The organism is Bacillus bruguierae (assembly GCF_037104725.1).
Lineage (GTDB): Bacteria > Bacillota > Bacilli > Bacillales > Bacillaceae_G > Bacillus_A > Bacillus_A bruguierae.
Map to the genome: position 1 here is coordinate 25,040 of NZ_JBAWSX010000027.1, position 14,480 is coordinate 39,519.

Consider the following 14,480-nt stretch of genomic DNA (forward strand, 5'->3'; position numbering starts at 1 on the left):
GAAATTTCGAATGTTAAACGCGTTTTCTATGTATATATTTCGTTTTTTGTAAGAATTAAGTATATTTTTTTGATTTCGTACATCATAAGAAAGACATATGATAAGGAGGTTTTTTATAGTATGACGGAACAACCGAAGAAAACACTGCCCCCGCAGCATCAAGAGAAACAGCCGGGAATTGAGAAGATTATGAATCCACGTCCGAAATGTATAGATGAGAATTATGTAGGAAGTGGGAAGCTTCAAGGAAAAGCTGCACTGATTACAGGAGGAGACAGCGGAATTGGAAGAGCGGTAGCGATCGCTTTTGCAAAAGAGGGAGCGAATATAGCGATTGCGTATTTAGATGAGCATGAAGATGCAGAGGAAACGAAGCGCTGGGTCGAAGCGCAAGGTGTAAAGTGTTTTTTATTTCCAGGTGATGTAAGTGAAGAGCAGCATTGCCAACAAGTTGTAGCAGAGGCTGCCACGCAATTGGGAGGTTTACATATTGTTGTGAATAATGCCGCGCAGCAATATCCGCAGCAAGGCTTAGAATTTATTACAGCAGAGCAGCTGGAAAAGACATTTCGAATTAATATCTTCTCGTATTTTTATATAACAAAAGCGGCACTTGCTCATTTAAAACAAGGTGATGTCATTGTGAACACCGCTTCCATTACGGCGTATGAAGGAAATGAGCAGCTCATTGATTATTCGGCAACAAAAGGAGCGATTGTCTCTTTTACACGTTCATTGGCAAAATCTTTAGTTCCAAAAGGTATTCGAGTTAACGGCGTTGCTCCAGGACCAATTTGGACACCGCTTATTCCATCAAGTTTCGATGAGAAAAAAGTATCTGAATTTGGCAGCAATGTTCCGATGAAACGGCCGGGACAACCGTATGAAGTAGCGCCGGCTTATGTATATTTAGCTTCAAATGATTCTACTTATGTTTCGGGACAAATCCTACACGTTAACGGGGGCGTAATTGTTAACGGTTAGGATACTCTCGTGCTGAACGGTGTCGAAGGGTCTTTAAACTGTGTCGAATCGCTGATAGTTTTGAGAGCGCATAAAAAGAGACTGATCGTAAAGATCAGTCTCTCATTCATAAGAATTGAATTTATAGTAAAAACTAAATGAACCATAGTATTTTCATGGTGAGATTTTGAGGGGAATATAGAGGTGACATTGATGAAAAAAGCATGTTCACTTGCATTATTATTTCTTTTCTTTTTTTTATGGGTACCAATTGCTTTTGCTGAGAAGGCAGATCATTTATTGCTTATAAATTTAGCAACAAATCAATTATCTTTTTTTGAAGATGGAAACTATGTACGAACTTTTCCTATTACAACAGGCAGGAAAAACACGCCTACACCAGAAGGAACATTTTGCATTATTAATAAATATAAAAATAAAGAATATCATCGAAAAAATATTCCAGGTGGTGCACCTAATAATCCACTTGGTACTAGATGGATGGGCTTAAATAAAAATGAATATGGAATTCATGGGACAAATCGTGAATGGACGATTGGCAGACGTGAGTCGAACGGATGTATTCGTATGTATGATCGAGATATTCAATGGTTGTATGAGCGAATTCCATTACAAACGAGGGTAATTATTACTCATTTTCATACATCTCCTGAATATGCAGCGCATCAATTTGGATACCGGGTTGTCAGCTGGAACGGACGTATGCTAGAGGAAGGGCAGATTGGGAAGATTACAACGATCGATCAGACGAAAATATATTGGCAAGAGCCGAACGGACAATTTACAGAAATTCAAACAGTATTACCGAATGAAGTATATCCTGTGTATTCGCAAGGAAAGAAAGGATTTTATTATATAGGGAATAATTTATATATTATGGATGAAAAAGAAACGACAGTAAAGTATGAGCAAGTTCCTTACTCCGTATTAAGCAATATATATAAACGAAAATACGAAGTAAAGTAAAGGATACCGTTTGGACATGGTATCCTTTTTTCATCCCGCATTAACTGGAAGTAAGATCCTCCACTTCAAGATTCAGAGAGAAACGAGGAAGATAGGTGGGAGATGAAAAAACTCTCCACTGATGGAAGTTTCATTTTATATCGCATCTGAATTCTTCCTTGAATAGAATGTTGTAAAAGTGAGGGGGAATATGCAATGGAAAAGGAAGACGGTAAATTTGCATTTAAAATTTTTTTAATCGCATTGTGTTTATTTGTTATATATTTGTTTATTTCATTTATCTTTTCTATGTACATTCCGTATATAGACTTATTGTTATTAGTGGGATTTGTATGGGCATTTGTTGAAGCGAGAGAGTGTGAAGATAGTATATATCGCCGGATTACATTGGGCGGAACGGCTTTTATTCTTATTGTATATATTGCAATGATGCATGATGTTTGGAAGCAAGGGTTTATTTGGATATAAGAGTGTACGATGATAAAGGCGAAAAAGAAAGCCCATCTCATGTAGTCTGATGAGATGGGCAGCGGTTTAATATTTTGGCTGAAATGTATGGCAACATGTTTCTACACTTGTTGTTGCCGAACTTTCTATCGTTTGTCCAGAGAAAATTGTATCTGTATATGACTCGTCTTCTGAGTGTGTAGACTCTTGAGAGTCAGGTTGTACGAAGATGGCATTTGCTTGACAAAAGTTACCTTGTCCCCAAAATGAGCAGTTAGAGACAGAGCATCGTACTTCTGGCATAGGATCCCCCTCCTTATACAAATAGTGTGAGGTTTTTGGGCACACTTCATGTATACAGGAAGTTTCCTTTTCTTGTTACTTTTTATTTTGGGTAAACCACTTTTTAAATTCGTCTTTCGGTTGTTCTCCTTCAATACGGCTTACTTCTTTACCTTCTTTAAAGTGGATGGTAGTTGGTGTACCTGTAATTTTAAATTCATCCCACACAGCCTTTGGTTCATTTTCTAAGTCGATAACTTTCATATCGATGTTCATATCTTTTGCCATTGGAACGATAATTGGTGATACTTTATGGCAGTGTGGACAGCTTGTTTGGTAGAAGTATATCGTTTGATCTTTCTTTTCTTGTATGTTTTTTCGAATATCGTCTAGAGAAATTTTATTTGTGTAGTAATCTGTTTTGGTTTCTTCTTTTTGTTCTATGTTTGATACAGCAAAAATAGCGATTAATAAAGCGATGACAATACCGCCGAAAAGAAACATTTTCTTCATTATTTCATCTCCTTATTTGTCTTTAGTAAAAGAAAACTACAAATTGAAATCATTACAAACGCAATTAGTGCTAAAAATGGAATTGTGACGAAGCCGAACCAATTAATATACTGTCCTGTACAAGGAACTCGTCCGCATATTGTACCGGCTTCTGAGAAAGCAGGAATTTTTTGAATGGCATAATGGTATAGCGATATACAAGCGCCGATGCTTGCGATTGGAAAAGAATATGTGGCAATGCGGTAATCTTTGCGTGCCACTGCAATTCCAAGCAGTAACACAAATGGATACATAAAAATACGTTGGTACCAACATAATGCACAAGGTTCAAATTTCATAATTTCGGAAAAATATAAGCTTCCGATTGTAGCAATAAATGAAGTTCCCCAAGCGGTAAATAACAGAGCTTCTTGTTTTTTTTCGCGGTCCATTTTTTATACCTCTCTTATAATAGTTACATACAAAATTATAGTATGAGGAGGAGGAAAAAAGAAAGAAAAACATTCGACAAAATAAAAGTTTTTTACGCTGAAAACTCGGGAATAAAAAAACAAGGTGATATACACCTTGTTTTTCATTGGATTTTAATGGTTTACAGCTTTCGTTGAATTCATAAAAAAGTCGTAAATTGCTTCTTTATTTTTGTGTGGATCAAGTTCTAATACTGCCCCGGCATGTTCGTATGTTTTTGGTTCATATCCATTTGCTACTGGAATTCGCATCGTTTTCACTTTTTCGATAGGATGAACGAGAACGTTACTGCCAAGTGAGAATAGCATTTGAGTATCCATACTAGTTTGAATATAAGGGAGAAGGTCTTGTACCATCATAGGTAATTGGAAGACTCCGTCTACGGATTGCACTTTTTCGGTAAAGGCTTTTTGCAATGCTTGTAGTACTTCTTGCTGGCGCTGTACACGTCCAAAGTCGCTTTCAGCATCATGACGGAAGCGTGCATATTTTAATAATTCTTTTCCGTGTAATCGCTGAGAACCAGGTTGTACATGTAATCCCATATCGTTGATGATTGTCTGTGTTACATTTACGGCAATTCCTTCTGGAGCAACGGTATCTACAATTTTTTCAAATGCGGCAAAGTCGATGGTAACGTAATGGGATACATCGATTCCAAAATTATGTTGGATGGTTTTTCGTAATAATTCAGGACCGCCATAATAGTAGGCGGCATTAATTTTATTATACTTTTTATCGTATGTAGGAATCTCTACGTAGCTATCGCGCATAATAGAAGCAAGCCTGACCGTTTTTTCTTGTTTATTATATTGTGCAATCATAATCGTATCAGCTCTAGCTTGTGCTTCCCCGCGTGAATCGCTTCCAATTAGGAGTACATTAAGTAATCCTTGCTCGTTTTTCACTCCTTGAAACTTAGGCGGTGTTTGTTTTGGTGATTTTTGACAACCAATTATCAATAGTACGATAAGTAAAAGTAAGTAAATGTGTTTTTTCATACCATCACGTCCGTTTGCTTAATGTTCATAATATGCATTATGAACAATAGCTTGGCAAAATATACAAAAACGCTACCCCGGTGCATAGGGATAGCGTCTTATCATAGTCGGAGCTCCATTCGTTTTATATGTTGTGATTTACATATGGACTTGTTCTGTATATGTTTTCTGCGTAGCATGATCGATATATTGAAACAAAAGTTGAAGTTGTTTGTCAATTTCTGATAAATCTTTGCCGTATTGATACGCGTGTAGGAAGTGTTCAATTCGTTTTGAAAACAACTGATCTTCTGTTTGTACCATAAGCACAAGCAGCTTCTCCCAATTACAGCAATATGTGTAATAAAGAGCCTTATCGTAGTCGGTGTATGTGTGCATTGTGTGCCTCCTTTAATGAGGAGTTATATATAGTGTGTGACAGAAAAAAAGAAATACACTTGAAAGAATTTGTTAACAGTGCGATGGAATTAATGGGGCTTTACATAAAAAAACGAGGGAGATAATTCCTCGTTTTTCTTTCGTTTAAATGGGGAATATTTTAATACATCAAAAAATTTTATTTTACGATTTTGGCATTGGAGTAGGTGTTGGTTTTGCATATCCTTCTTTATATTTATTATCAATGTATTTTCGAATTTCAAGCGGCGATTTACCTTTTTCTTGTAATCTTGCTGATTCTAGTGCAATCTCTAGACAATTTACACAAGTTGTTGCGTGAGAATCCCAAACAACTTGACCATCTTTTTTGATTTCACGAATAAAGCAGTTTTTATTGCTTTTATGTCCCGCGCTCTCACCGCATCCGCAGTAGCATGGAATCCATTGAAGTAATTCAGCGTGCTGTCCTGTCACATCGTAAACTTTTTTAATTTGTGCATCATGTTCAGATAAGAAAGAAGGAAGTGTATCGATTCCTTTTGTTGTTTCGGCAATATCTCTTTGCTCTTCTGTATGATGTTTATGTGATGAGCTCGTTTCTTTTGCTGGTTGTTTTTGTTCCGTATTGTTGCAGCCTATCATTGTAAATGTAAGTATTCCCGTCATACAACATAACAAAAGCGGCTTTTTCATTGGCATCCCCCTTTATTTTCACTTTACTGAAATTGTAACAGTTTCCTCAGTTATTTCCTACGAGAAATGGACAGGTATTAAACATATATTAAGCGTAGCTCAATTTTAGAAGTAAAAAAGAAGGAGCGAATATACACTCCTTCCTTATTTTGCTTTTTTCACTTTTATTTCTGTTTTTAATTTCTTCATTTCAGCTTTTATATCCTCTTTTTTCACATTTAATTTTTCAGCAATTTGTTTTACATTCATACCGTCTTTCTTCATTTTTAAAACGTCATTTAAAGGTGTGTTACTCTTTTGTGAAATAATGTTGAGCGCAGCAAGCTGGAATAAAGATACTTCATAGTCACGCATTGTTTGTTTCACTTGGTCTGGCGTTGATTTTTGCATGTCTGCTACTTTTTGAAACAATTTTGCTTTCATCTCTTTACTCATATGATGTTTATGTAGTTTCTTCGCATCAACGCCGAAGTGCTGCGCAGTTTCTTTCCATACTCGTTTTTGTTTATAGTAGTCTAATACAGTGTTAATATCTTTGCCGCTTAACTTTGCGATGCGAGCCGCTTTCCAAATTTCATGCTTTTGATAGCCTTTTTCTGTTAATGATTTGTATTGCTCTTCAGAAATAAATTTGTGGTGTTTCGTTTCTTGTTTCGTTTCTGCTCGTGAGTTATTCGTAGAAGCGTATGCAGTTAGCGATGTTGCTCCGCATAATAATGATACCGCTAACATTCCTGTTACTAGCTTTTTCTTCATGTTCTATCACTCCTATATGTAGTTGATTGCTTTTGTTATAGCTTATCCAAAAAGTATGACAAAACTATGAACAAATTATGTTTTATATAAGTACAAATTGAAAAAACGACGTCAAAAACCCTTTCTTTTTAGGGAGGACGAGAGCATCTGGCCATGTATAGTAGCGGTCAGGGCCCTTTCCTGCCACGTGCAAGGATTAAAACAAAGGGAGAAAGCAAGTAGCGTTCATGTTTTGTTAGGCATAGCAGCGACTTATATGTTGAAAATTTAAAATAGATTTATCCCGCATTAACGGGCAGTAAACCCCCACCTCAAGATTGAGAGAGAATCGAAGAAGATAGGTGGGGGATAACTGCCCGTAAAAGTCCGATTGGTGAGGGCTTTCCATCAGTGGGGATGGAGAAAACCCCCGCTGATGGAAGTTTCACTTTATATGTATGTAAGAAAAAAGAGAAGTAGCAAGTTGTTTCTATATGATAAGAGTTTTAAAATGAAGAAAAAGATTTCAATGAATGGAGAAGATGCTGCGATGCATGTATTAATTGTAGAGGATAATGAGAGTGTGTGTTCCATGCTTGAAATGTTTTTTTTGAAAGAAAACTTTCAAGTAACATTTGTCGCAGATGGCTTAGAAGCATATGCATTGGTTCAAAAGAAAGAATGGGATTTGCTTATTATAGATTGGATGATTCCAGGGATGGATGGTATAAAACTATGTAAAAAAATAAGAGAAAGCAGTGACGTTCCTATCATTATGTTAACAGCAAAAGATAGCGAAGCAGATCAAGTGCTAGGGTTAGAAATTGGGGCAGATGATTATGTTACGAAGCCGTTTAGCCCGCTTGCATTAATCGCACGGATGAAGGCAGTTGTTCGTCGTTTATCCAAAAAACAGGTAAAAAGTGAAACGAATCATTTTCAAATTAATGAAGAAACGAGAGAAGTATTTTTAGACGGCGAGAAAGTGAATAATTTAACGCCAAAAGAATTTGAATTACTCCTCTTTTTTACGAAGCACCCACGCCAAGTATTTCGAAGAGAGCAGCTCTTAGAACGCATTTGGGGATATCAATTTTACGGAGATGAACGAACGGTGGATGTACATATTAAACGGCTTCGTAAAAAAATTAGGACTGACTCGCATATATGGATTCATACTGTATGGGGCATCGGTTACAAATTTGATGAAGTGGTAGCTGTCTGTGAAAAGGATTAAATATTTTTATAAGTTATTGTTTAGTTACATTTTTGTTTTACTTGTTGCCTTTATTCTATTAAGCGTCATGTTTTTAAGTTTAGCTGAAAATCTTGCTTATGAAACAAAGGTAGAAGAGCTTACTTCTTATGGGACTAAAATTATTGATGAGCTTGAGAAAAAGGAAATGGATGTTCATGTTGTGAAATTGAAACATTTTTCTAGTCTATTACGTGCACGTGACACAAAGTTTTTCATCTTTAATGAAAAGGGAGAAATTACGCAATCACCCGTTCATGTAAAGAAAAATCCATTGTTAAGCGAGGCGGAATGGAAGAAAATTCAACATGGTGAAACATTGAAAATAAAACGAGACGTGAACAGGTTTGAACAGCCTGTATCAATTGTTGCGATTCCATATATGAGAAATGGTGAACTGCAAGGAGGTGTGATGTTAACGTCTCCCATTCACAGTACACTTGAAATTATTACAGAATTAAATCGTTATTTATTAATTGCAGCAGGTGTTACGTTTCTAATTGTACTCGTAGTCAGTATTTTTTTCTCGCGCTCTTTAGTAAAACGGGTGCAGCGCCTTCGCAAGGCAAGCGCAATGATTGCAAAAGGTCAGTATGATGTACATATTCCTATTGGACAATATGATGAAATTGGTTTGCTCGGAAACGATTTTAATAATATGGCACAGCAACTTCAGAAAGCACAGACAGAAATTAATCGTTTAGAAAAGCGAAAACGTCAATTTATTGCTGATGTTTCCCATGAATTAAAAACACCGCTCACAACAATTAATGGTTTAGTAGAAGGGATGAAGAATGATCTCATTCCAGAGGAGAAAAAGCAGCGCTGCTATGAAATGATGGAACAAGAAACGAAGCGATTGATTCGCCTCGTTAATGAAACGTTAGACTATGAAAAAATTCTTTCAAATGAAATTACACTTCAAAAAGAAGAAATTGACGTAAAGGAAATCTTTGAAGTCATTAGTGAACAATTAGAACTGCAAGCAGAAGAAAAAGGAAATAAAATTGAAATCGATGTCCCGGCTCGTTTATTTGTTTACGCTGATTATGACCGGTTGCTTCAAATTTTACTGAACATCACCAAAAATAGTCTGCAATTTACAGAGAACGGAACGATTCTATTACGAGGAAAAGAAGAAGGACAAACAATAAGTATTGAAATTACAGATACAGGAATAGGAATGAAGCAAGAAGAAGTCGCTGCCGTGTGGTCGCGTTTTTATAAAGCGGATGCTTCTAGAACGAATAGCTATGGTGAATTTGGATTAGGGTTATCGATTGTCAAGGAACTTGTGAAACTGCACGATGGAACGATTGAAGTAATGAGTGAACAAGATAAAGGAACAACGTTTATCATACGTTTTCTCAGATCATAAAAATCGTCTTACATAAAGTAAGGCGATTTTTTGTTACGTCAGGAAAAGGATTTAATCGCTTCTATACATGTCCATAAAGTGAAACTTCCGTCAGTGGGGGGCTTACTGCCCACGAATAGCGGGATAAAAAGAAAAGAGTTTTTTTGTATTAAATATTGATTTATATAAGGAAACTAACTTATAATTGAAATTGATAATCTTTATCAACTAAAAGAGTATACATATAGATATAAAATGATGAAGGAGAGGAAAAGATGACAACTTATACTTCCATCGCAACTGTTGTGAAAGAAAGAAGATCAATTCGGACATTTATAAATAAAGTAGTAGAAAAAGAATTATTGATTGAATTATTAAATGATGCAACGTGGGCACCGAATCATAAACACCGCGAGCCGTGGCAATGTAAATTATTTATGGGAGACGGCCGCAAAACATTTGTAAACGCTGTTTTAAGCTCATTTTCAGCAGAGGAAAGAGAAAAACGCGGAAAAATGCTAACAGAACGGTTTATGAATACACCAGCTCAAATTGTTGTTTATATGGATGAAGACCCGCGCCAAGTACAGCGTGATGAAGACTATGCTGCTGTATGTGCATTTATACAAAACTTTCAGCTTCTAGCTTGGGAACATCAATTAGGAACTGTTTGGAAAACGGGCGGACTCATTTACAATCCTGATTTTATGAAAACAATTGGTTTAACGAAAGGACACAGAATTGTTGGTATTTTACATGTTGGATATTTTGATAAAGTACCAGAAGGAAAAGAGCGTACGCCGATTACGGAGAAGCTAGAGATTATTGAAGGATAACAAAGAAGGATGCATGAGCATCCTTTTTTTTGTTATGCGAGTTCTGCTGGAAGAGTGAACGTTCCATCGTTATGTTGATGTAATGTGTAGACGTGTGTAATCGCACTTGTATGTATGGCACCGTAAATGTGCGGATATCGTTCACCGTTTGCAGCTAATTCGTACTTAATTTCTGCTTGTACACGTTCGGCATCAATCGCTAACAATACAAGAGAAGGTTTTGATGCAAAATGTTTATGAGCAACTCGTAATGATTGATGAAGAAATGAGCAGTGAATGAAGCCTTCATCGTGTAAAGAAGGTTCGACAATTGCTCCTGTTTCCTTTGCGTTCTCCCATGCTTGTACTGTCATAACTTTCATGATTGTTTTCATAGTATTGTCCCCTTTGTAATGACTATTTTCCTAAAGAAAATTTTACATGTTTTTCAAGTTAATCGCATCTAAAAGATAAAATAAATAGAGGTAGTTTCTTTAATCTTCATGAAAGCTTGCTTCTATTCATACACTTTCATAAGGGAAGGTGTAAGGAGGGAAAAGAGATGAGAAGCAGTGAGGAGCAAGCATTGCAATATGCAATTGCGGAAATTACGGAAATCGCGACAGGATTTGGGTTAGATTTTTATCCGATGCGTTATGAAATTTGTCCAGCAGATATTATTTATACATTCGGTGCCTACGGGATGCCAACACGCTTTTCACACTGGAGTTTTGGAAAACAGTTTTATAAGATGAAACTTCATTATGATTTAGGACTGAGTAAAATATATGAGCTCGTAATTAACTCTAATCCGTGCTATGCATTTTTATTAGATACAAACTCACTCATTCAAAATAAACTTATTGTTGCTCACGTATTGGCGCATTGTGACTTCTTTAAAAATAATATTCGGTTTTCTAACACAAAACGGGATATGGTGGAAAGTATGGCAGCAACTGCAGAGAGAGTAAAAATTTATGAACATAAATACGGAAAAGCAGAAGTCGAAACGTTTTTAGATGCAGTGTTGGCTATTCAAGAGCACATTGATCCTTCACTTATGAGACCAAAGTTTTCGTGGAGTGCAGATAATCAAGAAGAGGAAAAACAAACAAGAAAGGCTTCTACGCCATATGATGATTTATGGAACTTAGAGAATCGAAATAAGAAACGTGAATTACCTAATGCACGGAAGAAAAGAAAAATTCCGCCGCAACCAGAAAAAGATTTACTTCTCTTTATTGAAAAATACAGCCGCGAACTAGAAGAGTGGCAGCGCGATATTTTAACGATGATGCGTGAGGAAATGCTGTACTTCTGGCCGCAGCTTGAAACAAAAATCATGAATGAAGGCTGGGCTTCGTATTGGCACCAACGCATCCTCCGCGAAATGGACTTAAGCTCAGATGAAGCCATTGAATTTGCGAAGCTAAACGCAGGAGTCGTGCAGCCGTCAAAAACAAGCATTAACCCGTACTACCTCGGTATCAAGATTTTTGAAGACATCGAAGAACGCTATAACAATCCGACAAAAGAAATGATACGCCAAGGCGTAAAACCAAACTCAGGAAGAGAAAAAATCTTTGAAGTGCGCGAAATTGAATGGGACGTATCATTCCTGCGAAATTACTTAAACAAAGAACTTGTCATGCGCGAAGATATGTATTTATTCCAGCGCCAAGGAAAAGATTATAAAGTCATTGATAAAAATTGGGAAAATGTTCGTGATCAGCTAGTCAATATGAGAACAAACGGTGGATTTCCGTATTTAGTTGTCGAAGATGGGGACCATTTAAAGAATGGCGAATTGTACATTAAGCATTGTTATGAAGGAATTGAACTGGATTTAAAATATTTAGAGAAAGTATTGCCATACGTTTATCAAGTATGGGGAAGAACGGTGCATATGGAGTCTACTGTAGAAAATAAGAGTGTTGTGTTTTCATATGATGGGAAGATGGTGCATCGGAAGTATGTGTGAGGGCCGCTGGAATTAGCGGCTTTTTTATATTGAATGGAGATTTGGTTCTAGGGATGGCGGTGTTTTCGTAGAGAATTATTTTTTACTTTTATTAGCAATTAGAAGATAAAGTAGTGAACAGTTGGTTCTATAATATTTCTAAAGATGAATATTATAGTAGAATTAAAAAGGTAAAAGAAAGTTCTGGACAGTTTAGTTAAATGAACTAACAAATTACATAAATAACTGGAGAGATTCAAATGAGTCACGTAGGAACATATAAGATAGATATCACACCACCCTTAGGTATCGACTTCATTGGATACCACAGAGAAACAGGGATTCGTAATATTGATGAACAAATTTATGCAACAGTATATGTGTTTGAAAGTAGTGAAACAAAGACCGTATTTATAAGCATTGATAACATAGGGATGTTAATAGAAGATACTGTAACAATTCGGGAGCAAATCGCAAATGAGTTGAATGTTCCATTTGAAAACATAATGGTTGTATATACTCATACCCATTCTGGTCCCGAAACAGCTGGTGATGATGAGTTAGTAACGTCTTATAAAACGATCCTAATCAATAATGTAGTAAGAGCTGCTGCTATTGCAAATGACAATATGCGACTATCTGAAGTTGGGTGGAACGTTACAACAGGTGAAATAGGAGTAAATCGAAGAGAGAAAACATCTGATGGTAAAGCAAAAATGGGTGTTGATGTAAATGGGGTTGTGGATAAACGAATCGGTGTTTTAGCAATCAGAAACGACCAAACAAAGGACTTAACTGGGATCATTGTATTTTGTACAGCGCATCCAAATGTTTTAAAGGGAGATAGTGATAGATTATCAGCTGATTATCCAGGTTTGACTAGGGAAATTCTCGAACAAACACTTAATTGTCCTGTAACAATTGTTCAGGGGGCCGCGGGAAATGTGAATGCAAAATATCGTGGTTCAATGGAAGCATTAAAACAAATGGCCTACATAGTAAGTGGAAGTGTCTTAATGATGTTGCCAACTATTACTTATAACTCAATTTCAAAGTTGAAAACTATTTCAAGCACATTACCAATGAAATTAAAGGATATTCCTGAACCTGATGGAATAAAGCGGATGGCACAATTAGCTGAAAAACATTGGGGCGTAAATACTGACGAATGGCTGACTAGCGTGTTAGATAAATACAAACAAAATATGAAACAGTTAACAATTGATTTAGAAATTCAGTTATTTCAAATCAATGAAGGTTCATTTTCTGGGATACCGATGGAGCCATTTTCAGAAACAGCTCTAGAGATTAAAGAACAACTGAATAACGAACTCGCTTTTTTTGGTGGTTATACGAACGGTTATCTTGGTTATTTACCTACAAAAGAAGAATATAGATACGGAGGGTATGAAGTAGAACTAAATCCTGTGGTATATGGACCGGTTACAAATATATGGATGCCTCCAGAAGAGAATACTGCTGAGCTTGTAATGGAGAAAGTTTTGGAACTATATAATTCTTAAAACTTTTATAATGAAGCACAGCAGGTTTATAGATTAAGAACTTGGAAATAATCCAAGCTCTTTATTTATAGGCCTAATAAAGATAATTCTTGTTTTTGGTTTATATTCATAAAAAGCACGTTACTATTCTCATTAACATAAGAGAATAGTAACGTGCTTTTAACTTCAAAAATAGTCTAAATCCTTAAGTTGATGGATGTGGGGCAGCACTCCAATATGCTTGGATTAAAATCATTGCAAACAGCTAAAAAAGTGATTGCTGGAATAGAAGTTATGCATATGATCAAAAAAGGACAAACTCCTCAAGGTGAGAAGCCTGTCCAAAAACATATATAAATCCAATTTGTTTTTTTACATATAGATTGCTACTATGAAAAAAGGAACCTGCATTTGTTTGCTCTTTTTGGTTTTCGCTGCGCATGTGGCAGAAATAGGCCCTGACCGATTCTATGCATGGCCAGTTGCTCTTGCCCACCGAAAAAGAAAAGGGTTTTATGTTGATTTTTCAATTTGCATCTATATATCTTATCCACTAGGAATCTTTCAATAGTGAATTAGAATAATGACTTAATACTTGCTAGGACAGTAAGTATCCCTATAATAATGACAAATACATTGCTCGCTTTCCCTTTGTATTTAGCTAGTACTGGTACTTTATGGATCGCATACATTGGTAATAGACATAAGATAGCAGCAACTAACGGACCACTAAGGGCATCAATAATTCCAAGAATACTTGGATTTGCATAAGCAACATACCAGCATGTTAATACGACAAAAGTAAGGATCATTGTCTTAACTGTTTTTTCTCCTACATCTTTTCCGCGTTTTTTACTGGACTTGATAATCATGTCACGCATTACCTCATATGCTCCTATATAATGACCAAGGAACGACTTTGTTATGGCCACAAAAGCAATGATAGGAGCTGCAATAGTGATTATAGGCGAATTAAGCTCATTCGCAAGATATGATAGGATTGACAAGTTCTCCTTTTTTGCCATTGCAAGATCACTTGGAGTTAAACTCAATGTACTGCTCCAAACAAAGAACATAACAACAGCGAATGTCATGATATAACAAGCTTTTTGTATTTGAGC

At 36.2% G+C, this 14,480-nt stretch carries 17 protein-coding genes and 1 pseudogene; 9 read left to right on the forward strand and 9 right to left on the reverse strand.

Annotation, left to right across the window (positions count from 1 at the left end; translation table 11 throughout):
* The first annotated feature begins 120 nt into the window (after nucleotides 1–120).
* The 3 genes from WAZ07_RS25160 (at nucleotide 121) to WAZ07_RS25170 (ending at nucleotide 2,418) form a co-directional block, all read left to right on the forward strand.
* Nucleotides 121–984, forward strand: coding sequence for an SDR family oxidoreductase (locus tag WAZ07_RS25160; RefSeq protein ID WP_336474581.1), 864 nt, complete (start codon nucleotides 121–123; stop codon nucleotides 982–984).
* Nucleotides 985–1,176: 192 nt separating this feature from the next.
* Nucleotides 1,177–1,950 (forward strand): L,D-transpeptidase, encoded by a 774-nt coding sequence (locus WAZ07_RS25165; RefSeq protein ID WP_336474594.1) that lies wholly within the window; start codon nucleotides 1,177–1,179, stop codon nucleotides 1,948–1,950.
* Nucleotides 1,951–2,145: 195 nt separating this feature from the next.
* Nucleotides 2,146–2,418: a hypothetical protein gene (locus WAZ07_RS25170; RefSeq protein ID WP_090919188.1), complete on the forward strand. Its 273-nt coding sequence runs from the start codon at nucleotides 2,146–2,148 to the stop codon at nucleotides 2,416–2,418.
* Nucleotides 2,419–2,484: 66 nt separating this feature from the next.
* Here the strand turns inward: WAZ07_RS25170 and WAZ07_RS25175 are convergent, their stop codons facing one another.
* The 7 genes from WAZ07_RS25175 to WAZ07_RS25205 form a co-directional block, all read right to left on the reverse strand.
* Complete coding sequence (locus WAZ07_RS25175; RefSeq protein ID WP_336474582.1) at nucleotides 2,485–2,700, reverse strand: DUF1540 domain-containing protein; 216 nt, start codon at nucleotides 2,698–2,700, stop codon at nucleotides 2,485–2,487.
* 75 nt (nucleotides 2,701–2,775) lie between these two features.
* Nucleotides 2,776–3,192: a thioredoxin family protein gene (locus WAZ07_RS25180; RefSeq protein WP_336474583.1), complete on the reverse strand. Its 417-nt coding sequence runs from the start codon at nucleotides 3,190–3,192 to the stop codon at nucleotides 2,776–2,778.
* Nucleotides 3,192–3,623 carry a disulfide formation protein C gene (locus tag WAZ07_RS25185; protein WP_336474584.1) on the reverse strand — a complete coding sequence of 144 codons (432 nt, stop codon included), beginning with the start codon at nucleotides 3,621–3,623 and terminating at the stop codon, nucleotides 3,192–3,194. Before WAZ07_RS25185 ends, WAZ07_RS25180 begins: the two co-directional genes overlap by 1 nt.
* Before the next feature lie 153 nt (nucleotides 3,624–3,776).
* The gene (locus WAZ07_RS25190) at nucleotides 3,777–4,664 is read right to left on the reverse strand and encodes an LCP family protein (protein ID WP_336474585.1); all 888 of its coding nucleotides are present in this window, start codon (nucleotides 4,662–4,664) and stop codon (nucleotides 3,777–3,779) included.
* Between the two features lie 138 nt (nucleotides 4,665–4,802).
* On the reverse strand, nucleotides 4,803–5,042 hold the full coding sequence (locus tag WAZ07_RS25195; RefSeq protein WP_090919201.1) for a YhdB family protein: 240 nt from the start codon (nucleotides 5,040–5,042) through the stop codon (nucleotides 4,803–4,805).
* Between the two features lie 183 nt (nucleotides 5,043–5,225).
* A complete protein-coding gene (locus tag WAZ07_RS25200) occupies nucleotides 5,226–5,735 on the reverse strand; it encodes a PCYCGC motif-containing (lipo)protein (RefSeq protein WP_336474586.1) in 510 nt (169 codons plus the stop codon).
* A 144-nt stretch (nucleotides 5,736–5,879) separates the two neighbouring features.
* On the reverse strand, nucleotides 5,880–6,491 hold the full coding sequence (locus WAZ07_RS25205) for a hypothetical protein (RefSeq protein WP_336474587.1): 612 nt from the start codon (nucleotides 6,489–6,491) through the stop codon (nucleotides 5,880–5,882).
* A 529-nt stretch (nucleotides 6,492–7,020) separates the two neighbouring features.
* Here WAZ07_RS25205 and WAZ07_RS25210 point away from each other — a divergent pair.
* The 3 genes from WAZ07_RS25210 to WAZ07_RS25220 all read left to right on the forward strand — a co-directional run bounded on the left by WAZ07_RS25210 (nucleotide 7,021) and on the right by WAZ07_RS25220 (nucleotide 9,918).
* The gene (locus WAZ07_RS25210) at nucleotides 7,021–7,707 is read left to right on the forward strand and encodes a response regulator transcription factor (RefSeq protein ID WP_336474595.1); all 687 of its coding nucleotides are present in this window, start codon (nucleotides 7,021–7,023) and stop codon (nucleotides 7,705–7,707) included.
* Nucleotides 7,694–9,103: a sensor histidine kinase gene (locus tag WAZ07_RS25215; RefSeq protein WP_336474588.1), complete on the forward strand. Its 1,410-nt coding sequence runs from the start codon at nucleotides 7,694–7,696 to the stop codon at nucleotides 9,101–9,103. The genes WAZ07_RS25210 and WAZ07_RS25215 overlap by 14 nt, the downstream gene beginning before the upstream one ends.
* A 254-nt stretch (nucleotides 9,104–9,357) precedes the next feature.
* The gene (locus tag WAZ07_RS25220; RefSeq protein WP_336474589.1) at nucleotides 9,358–9,918 is read left to right on the forward strand and encodes a nitroreductase family protein; all 561 of its coding nucleotides are present in this window, start codon (nucleotides 9,358–9,360) and stop codon (nucleotides 9,916–9,918) included.
* A 32-nt stretch (nucleotides 9,919–9,950) separates the two neighbouring features.
* Here WAZ07_RS25220 and WAZ07_RS25225 read toward each other — a convergent pair whose 3' ends face one another.
* Nucleotides 9,951–10,292, reverse strand: a complete 342-nt coding sequence (locus tag WAZ07_RS25225; protein WP_090919214.1) for a DUF952 domain-containing protein — start codon at nucleotides 10,290–10,292, stop codon at nucleotides 9,951–9,953.
* A 167-nt stretch (nucleotides 10,293–10,459) separates the two neighbouring features.
* Here WAZ07_RS25225 and WAZ07_RS25230 point away from each other — a divergent pair, with 167 nt between their 5' ends.
* The 3 genes and pseudogenes from WAZ07_RS25230 to WAZ07_RS25240 form a co-directional block, all read left to right on the forward strand.
* Nucleotides 10,460–11,878: a SpoVR family protein gene (locus tag WAZ07_RS25230; protein WP_336474590.1), complete on the forward strand. Its 1,419-nt coding sequence runs from the start codon at nucleotides 10,460–10,462 to the stop codon at nucleotides 11,876–11,878.
* A 239-nt stretch (nucleotides 11,879–12,117) separates the two neighbouring features.
* Complete coding sequence (locus WAZ07_RS25235; RefSeq protein WP_336474591.1) at nucleotides 12,118–13,380, forward strand: neutral/alkaline non-lysosomal ceramidase N-terminal domain-containing protein; 1,263 nt, start codon at nucleotides 12,118–12,120, stop codon at nucleotides 13,378–13,380.
* 213 nt (nucleotides 13,381–13,593) lie between these two features.
* A pseudogene (locus WAZ07_RS25240) lies at nucleotides 13,594–13,716 on the forward strand (IS6 family transposase); the annotation flags it as partial.
* 218 nt (nucleotides 13,717–13,934) lie between these two features.
* Here WAZ07_RS25240 and WAZ07_RS25245 read toward each other — a convergent pair.
* The coding region (locus WAZ07_RS25245) for an aromatic amino acid transport family protein (RefSeq protein ID WP_336474592.1) at nucleotides 13,935–14,480 on the reverse strand (546 nt) is incomplete at its 5' end.

Bases quoted from the DNA above. Each gene is read 5' to 3' on its own strand.
- WAZ07_RS25200 (WP_336474586.1), bottom strand. From the start codon at position 5,735: ATGAAAAAGCCGCTTTTGTTATGTTGTATGACGGGAATACTTACATTT.
- WAZ07_RS25230 (WP_336474590.1), top strand. From the start codon at position 10,460: ATGAGAAGCAGTGAGGAGCAAGCATTGCAATATGCAATTGCGGAAATT.
- WAZ07_RS25165 (WP_336474594.1), top strand. From the start codon at position 1,177: ATGAAAAAAGCATGTTCACTTGCATTATTATTTCTTTTCTTTTTTTTA.
- WAZ07_RS25220 (WP_336474589.1), top strand. From the start codon at position 9,358: ATGACAACTTATACTTCCATCGCAACTGTTGTGAAAGAAAGAAGATCA.
- WAZ07_RS25235 (WP_336474591.1), top strand. From the start codon at position 12,118: ATGAGTCACGTAGGAACATATAAGATAGATATCACACCACCCTTAGGT.
- WAZ07_RS25180 (WP_336474583.1), bottom strand. From the start codon at position 3,192: ATGAAGAAAATGTTTCTTTTCGGCGGTATTGTCATCGCTTTATTAATC.
- WAZ07_RS25175 (WP_336474582.1), bottom strand. From the start codon at position 2,700: ATGCCAGAAGTACGATGCTCTGTCTCTAACTGCTCATTTTGGGGACAA.
- WAZ07_RS25190 (WP_336474585.1), bottom strand. From the start codon at position 4,664: ATGAAAAAACACATTTACTTACTTTTACTTATCGTACTATTGATAATT.
- WAZ07_RS25185 (WP_336474584.1), bottom strand. From the start codon at position 3,623: ATGGACCGCGAAAAAAAACAAGAAGCTCTGTTATTTACCGCTTGGGGA.
- WAZ07_RS25195 (WP_090919201.1), bottom strand. From the start codon at position 5,042: ATGCACACATACACCGACTACGATAAGGCTCTTTATTACACATATTGC.
- WAZ07_RS25225 (WP_090919214.1), bottom strand. From the start codon at position 10,292: ATGAAAACAATCATGAAAGTTATGACAGTACAAGCATGGGAGAACGCA.
- WAZ07_RS25160 (WP_336474581.1), top strand. From the start codon at position 121: ATGACGGAACAACCGAAGAAAACACTGCCCCCGCAGCATCAAGAGAAA.
- WAZ07_RS25205 (WP_336474587.1), bottom strand. From the start codon at position 6,491: ATGAAGAAAAAGCTAGTAACAGGAATGTTAGCGGTATCATTATTATGC.
- WAZ07_RS25170 (WP_090919188.1), top strand. From the start codon at position 2,146: ATGGAAAAGGAAGACGGTAAATTTGCATTTAAAATTTTTTTAATCGCA.
- WAZ07_RS25210 (WP_336474595.1), top strand. From the start codon at position 7,021: ATGCATGTATTAATTGTAGAGGATAATGAGAGTGTGTGTTCCATGCTT.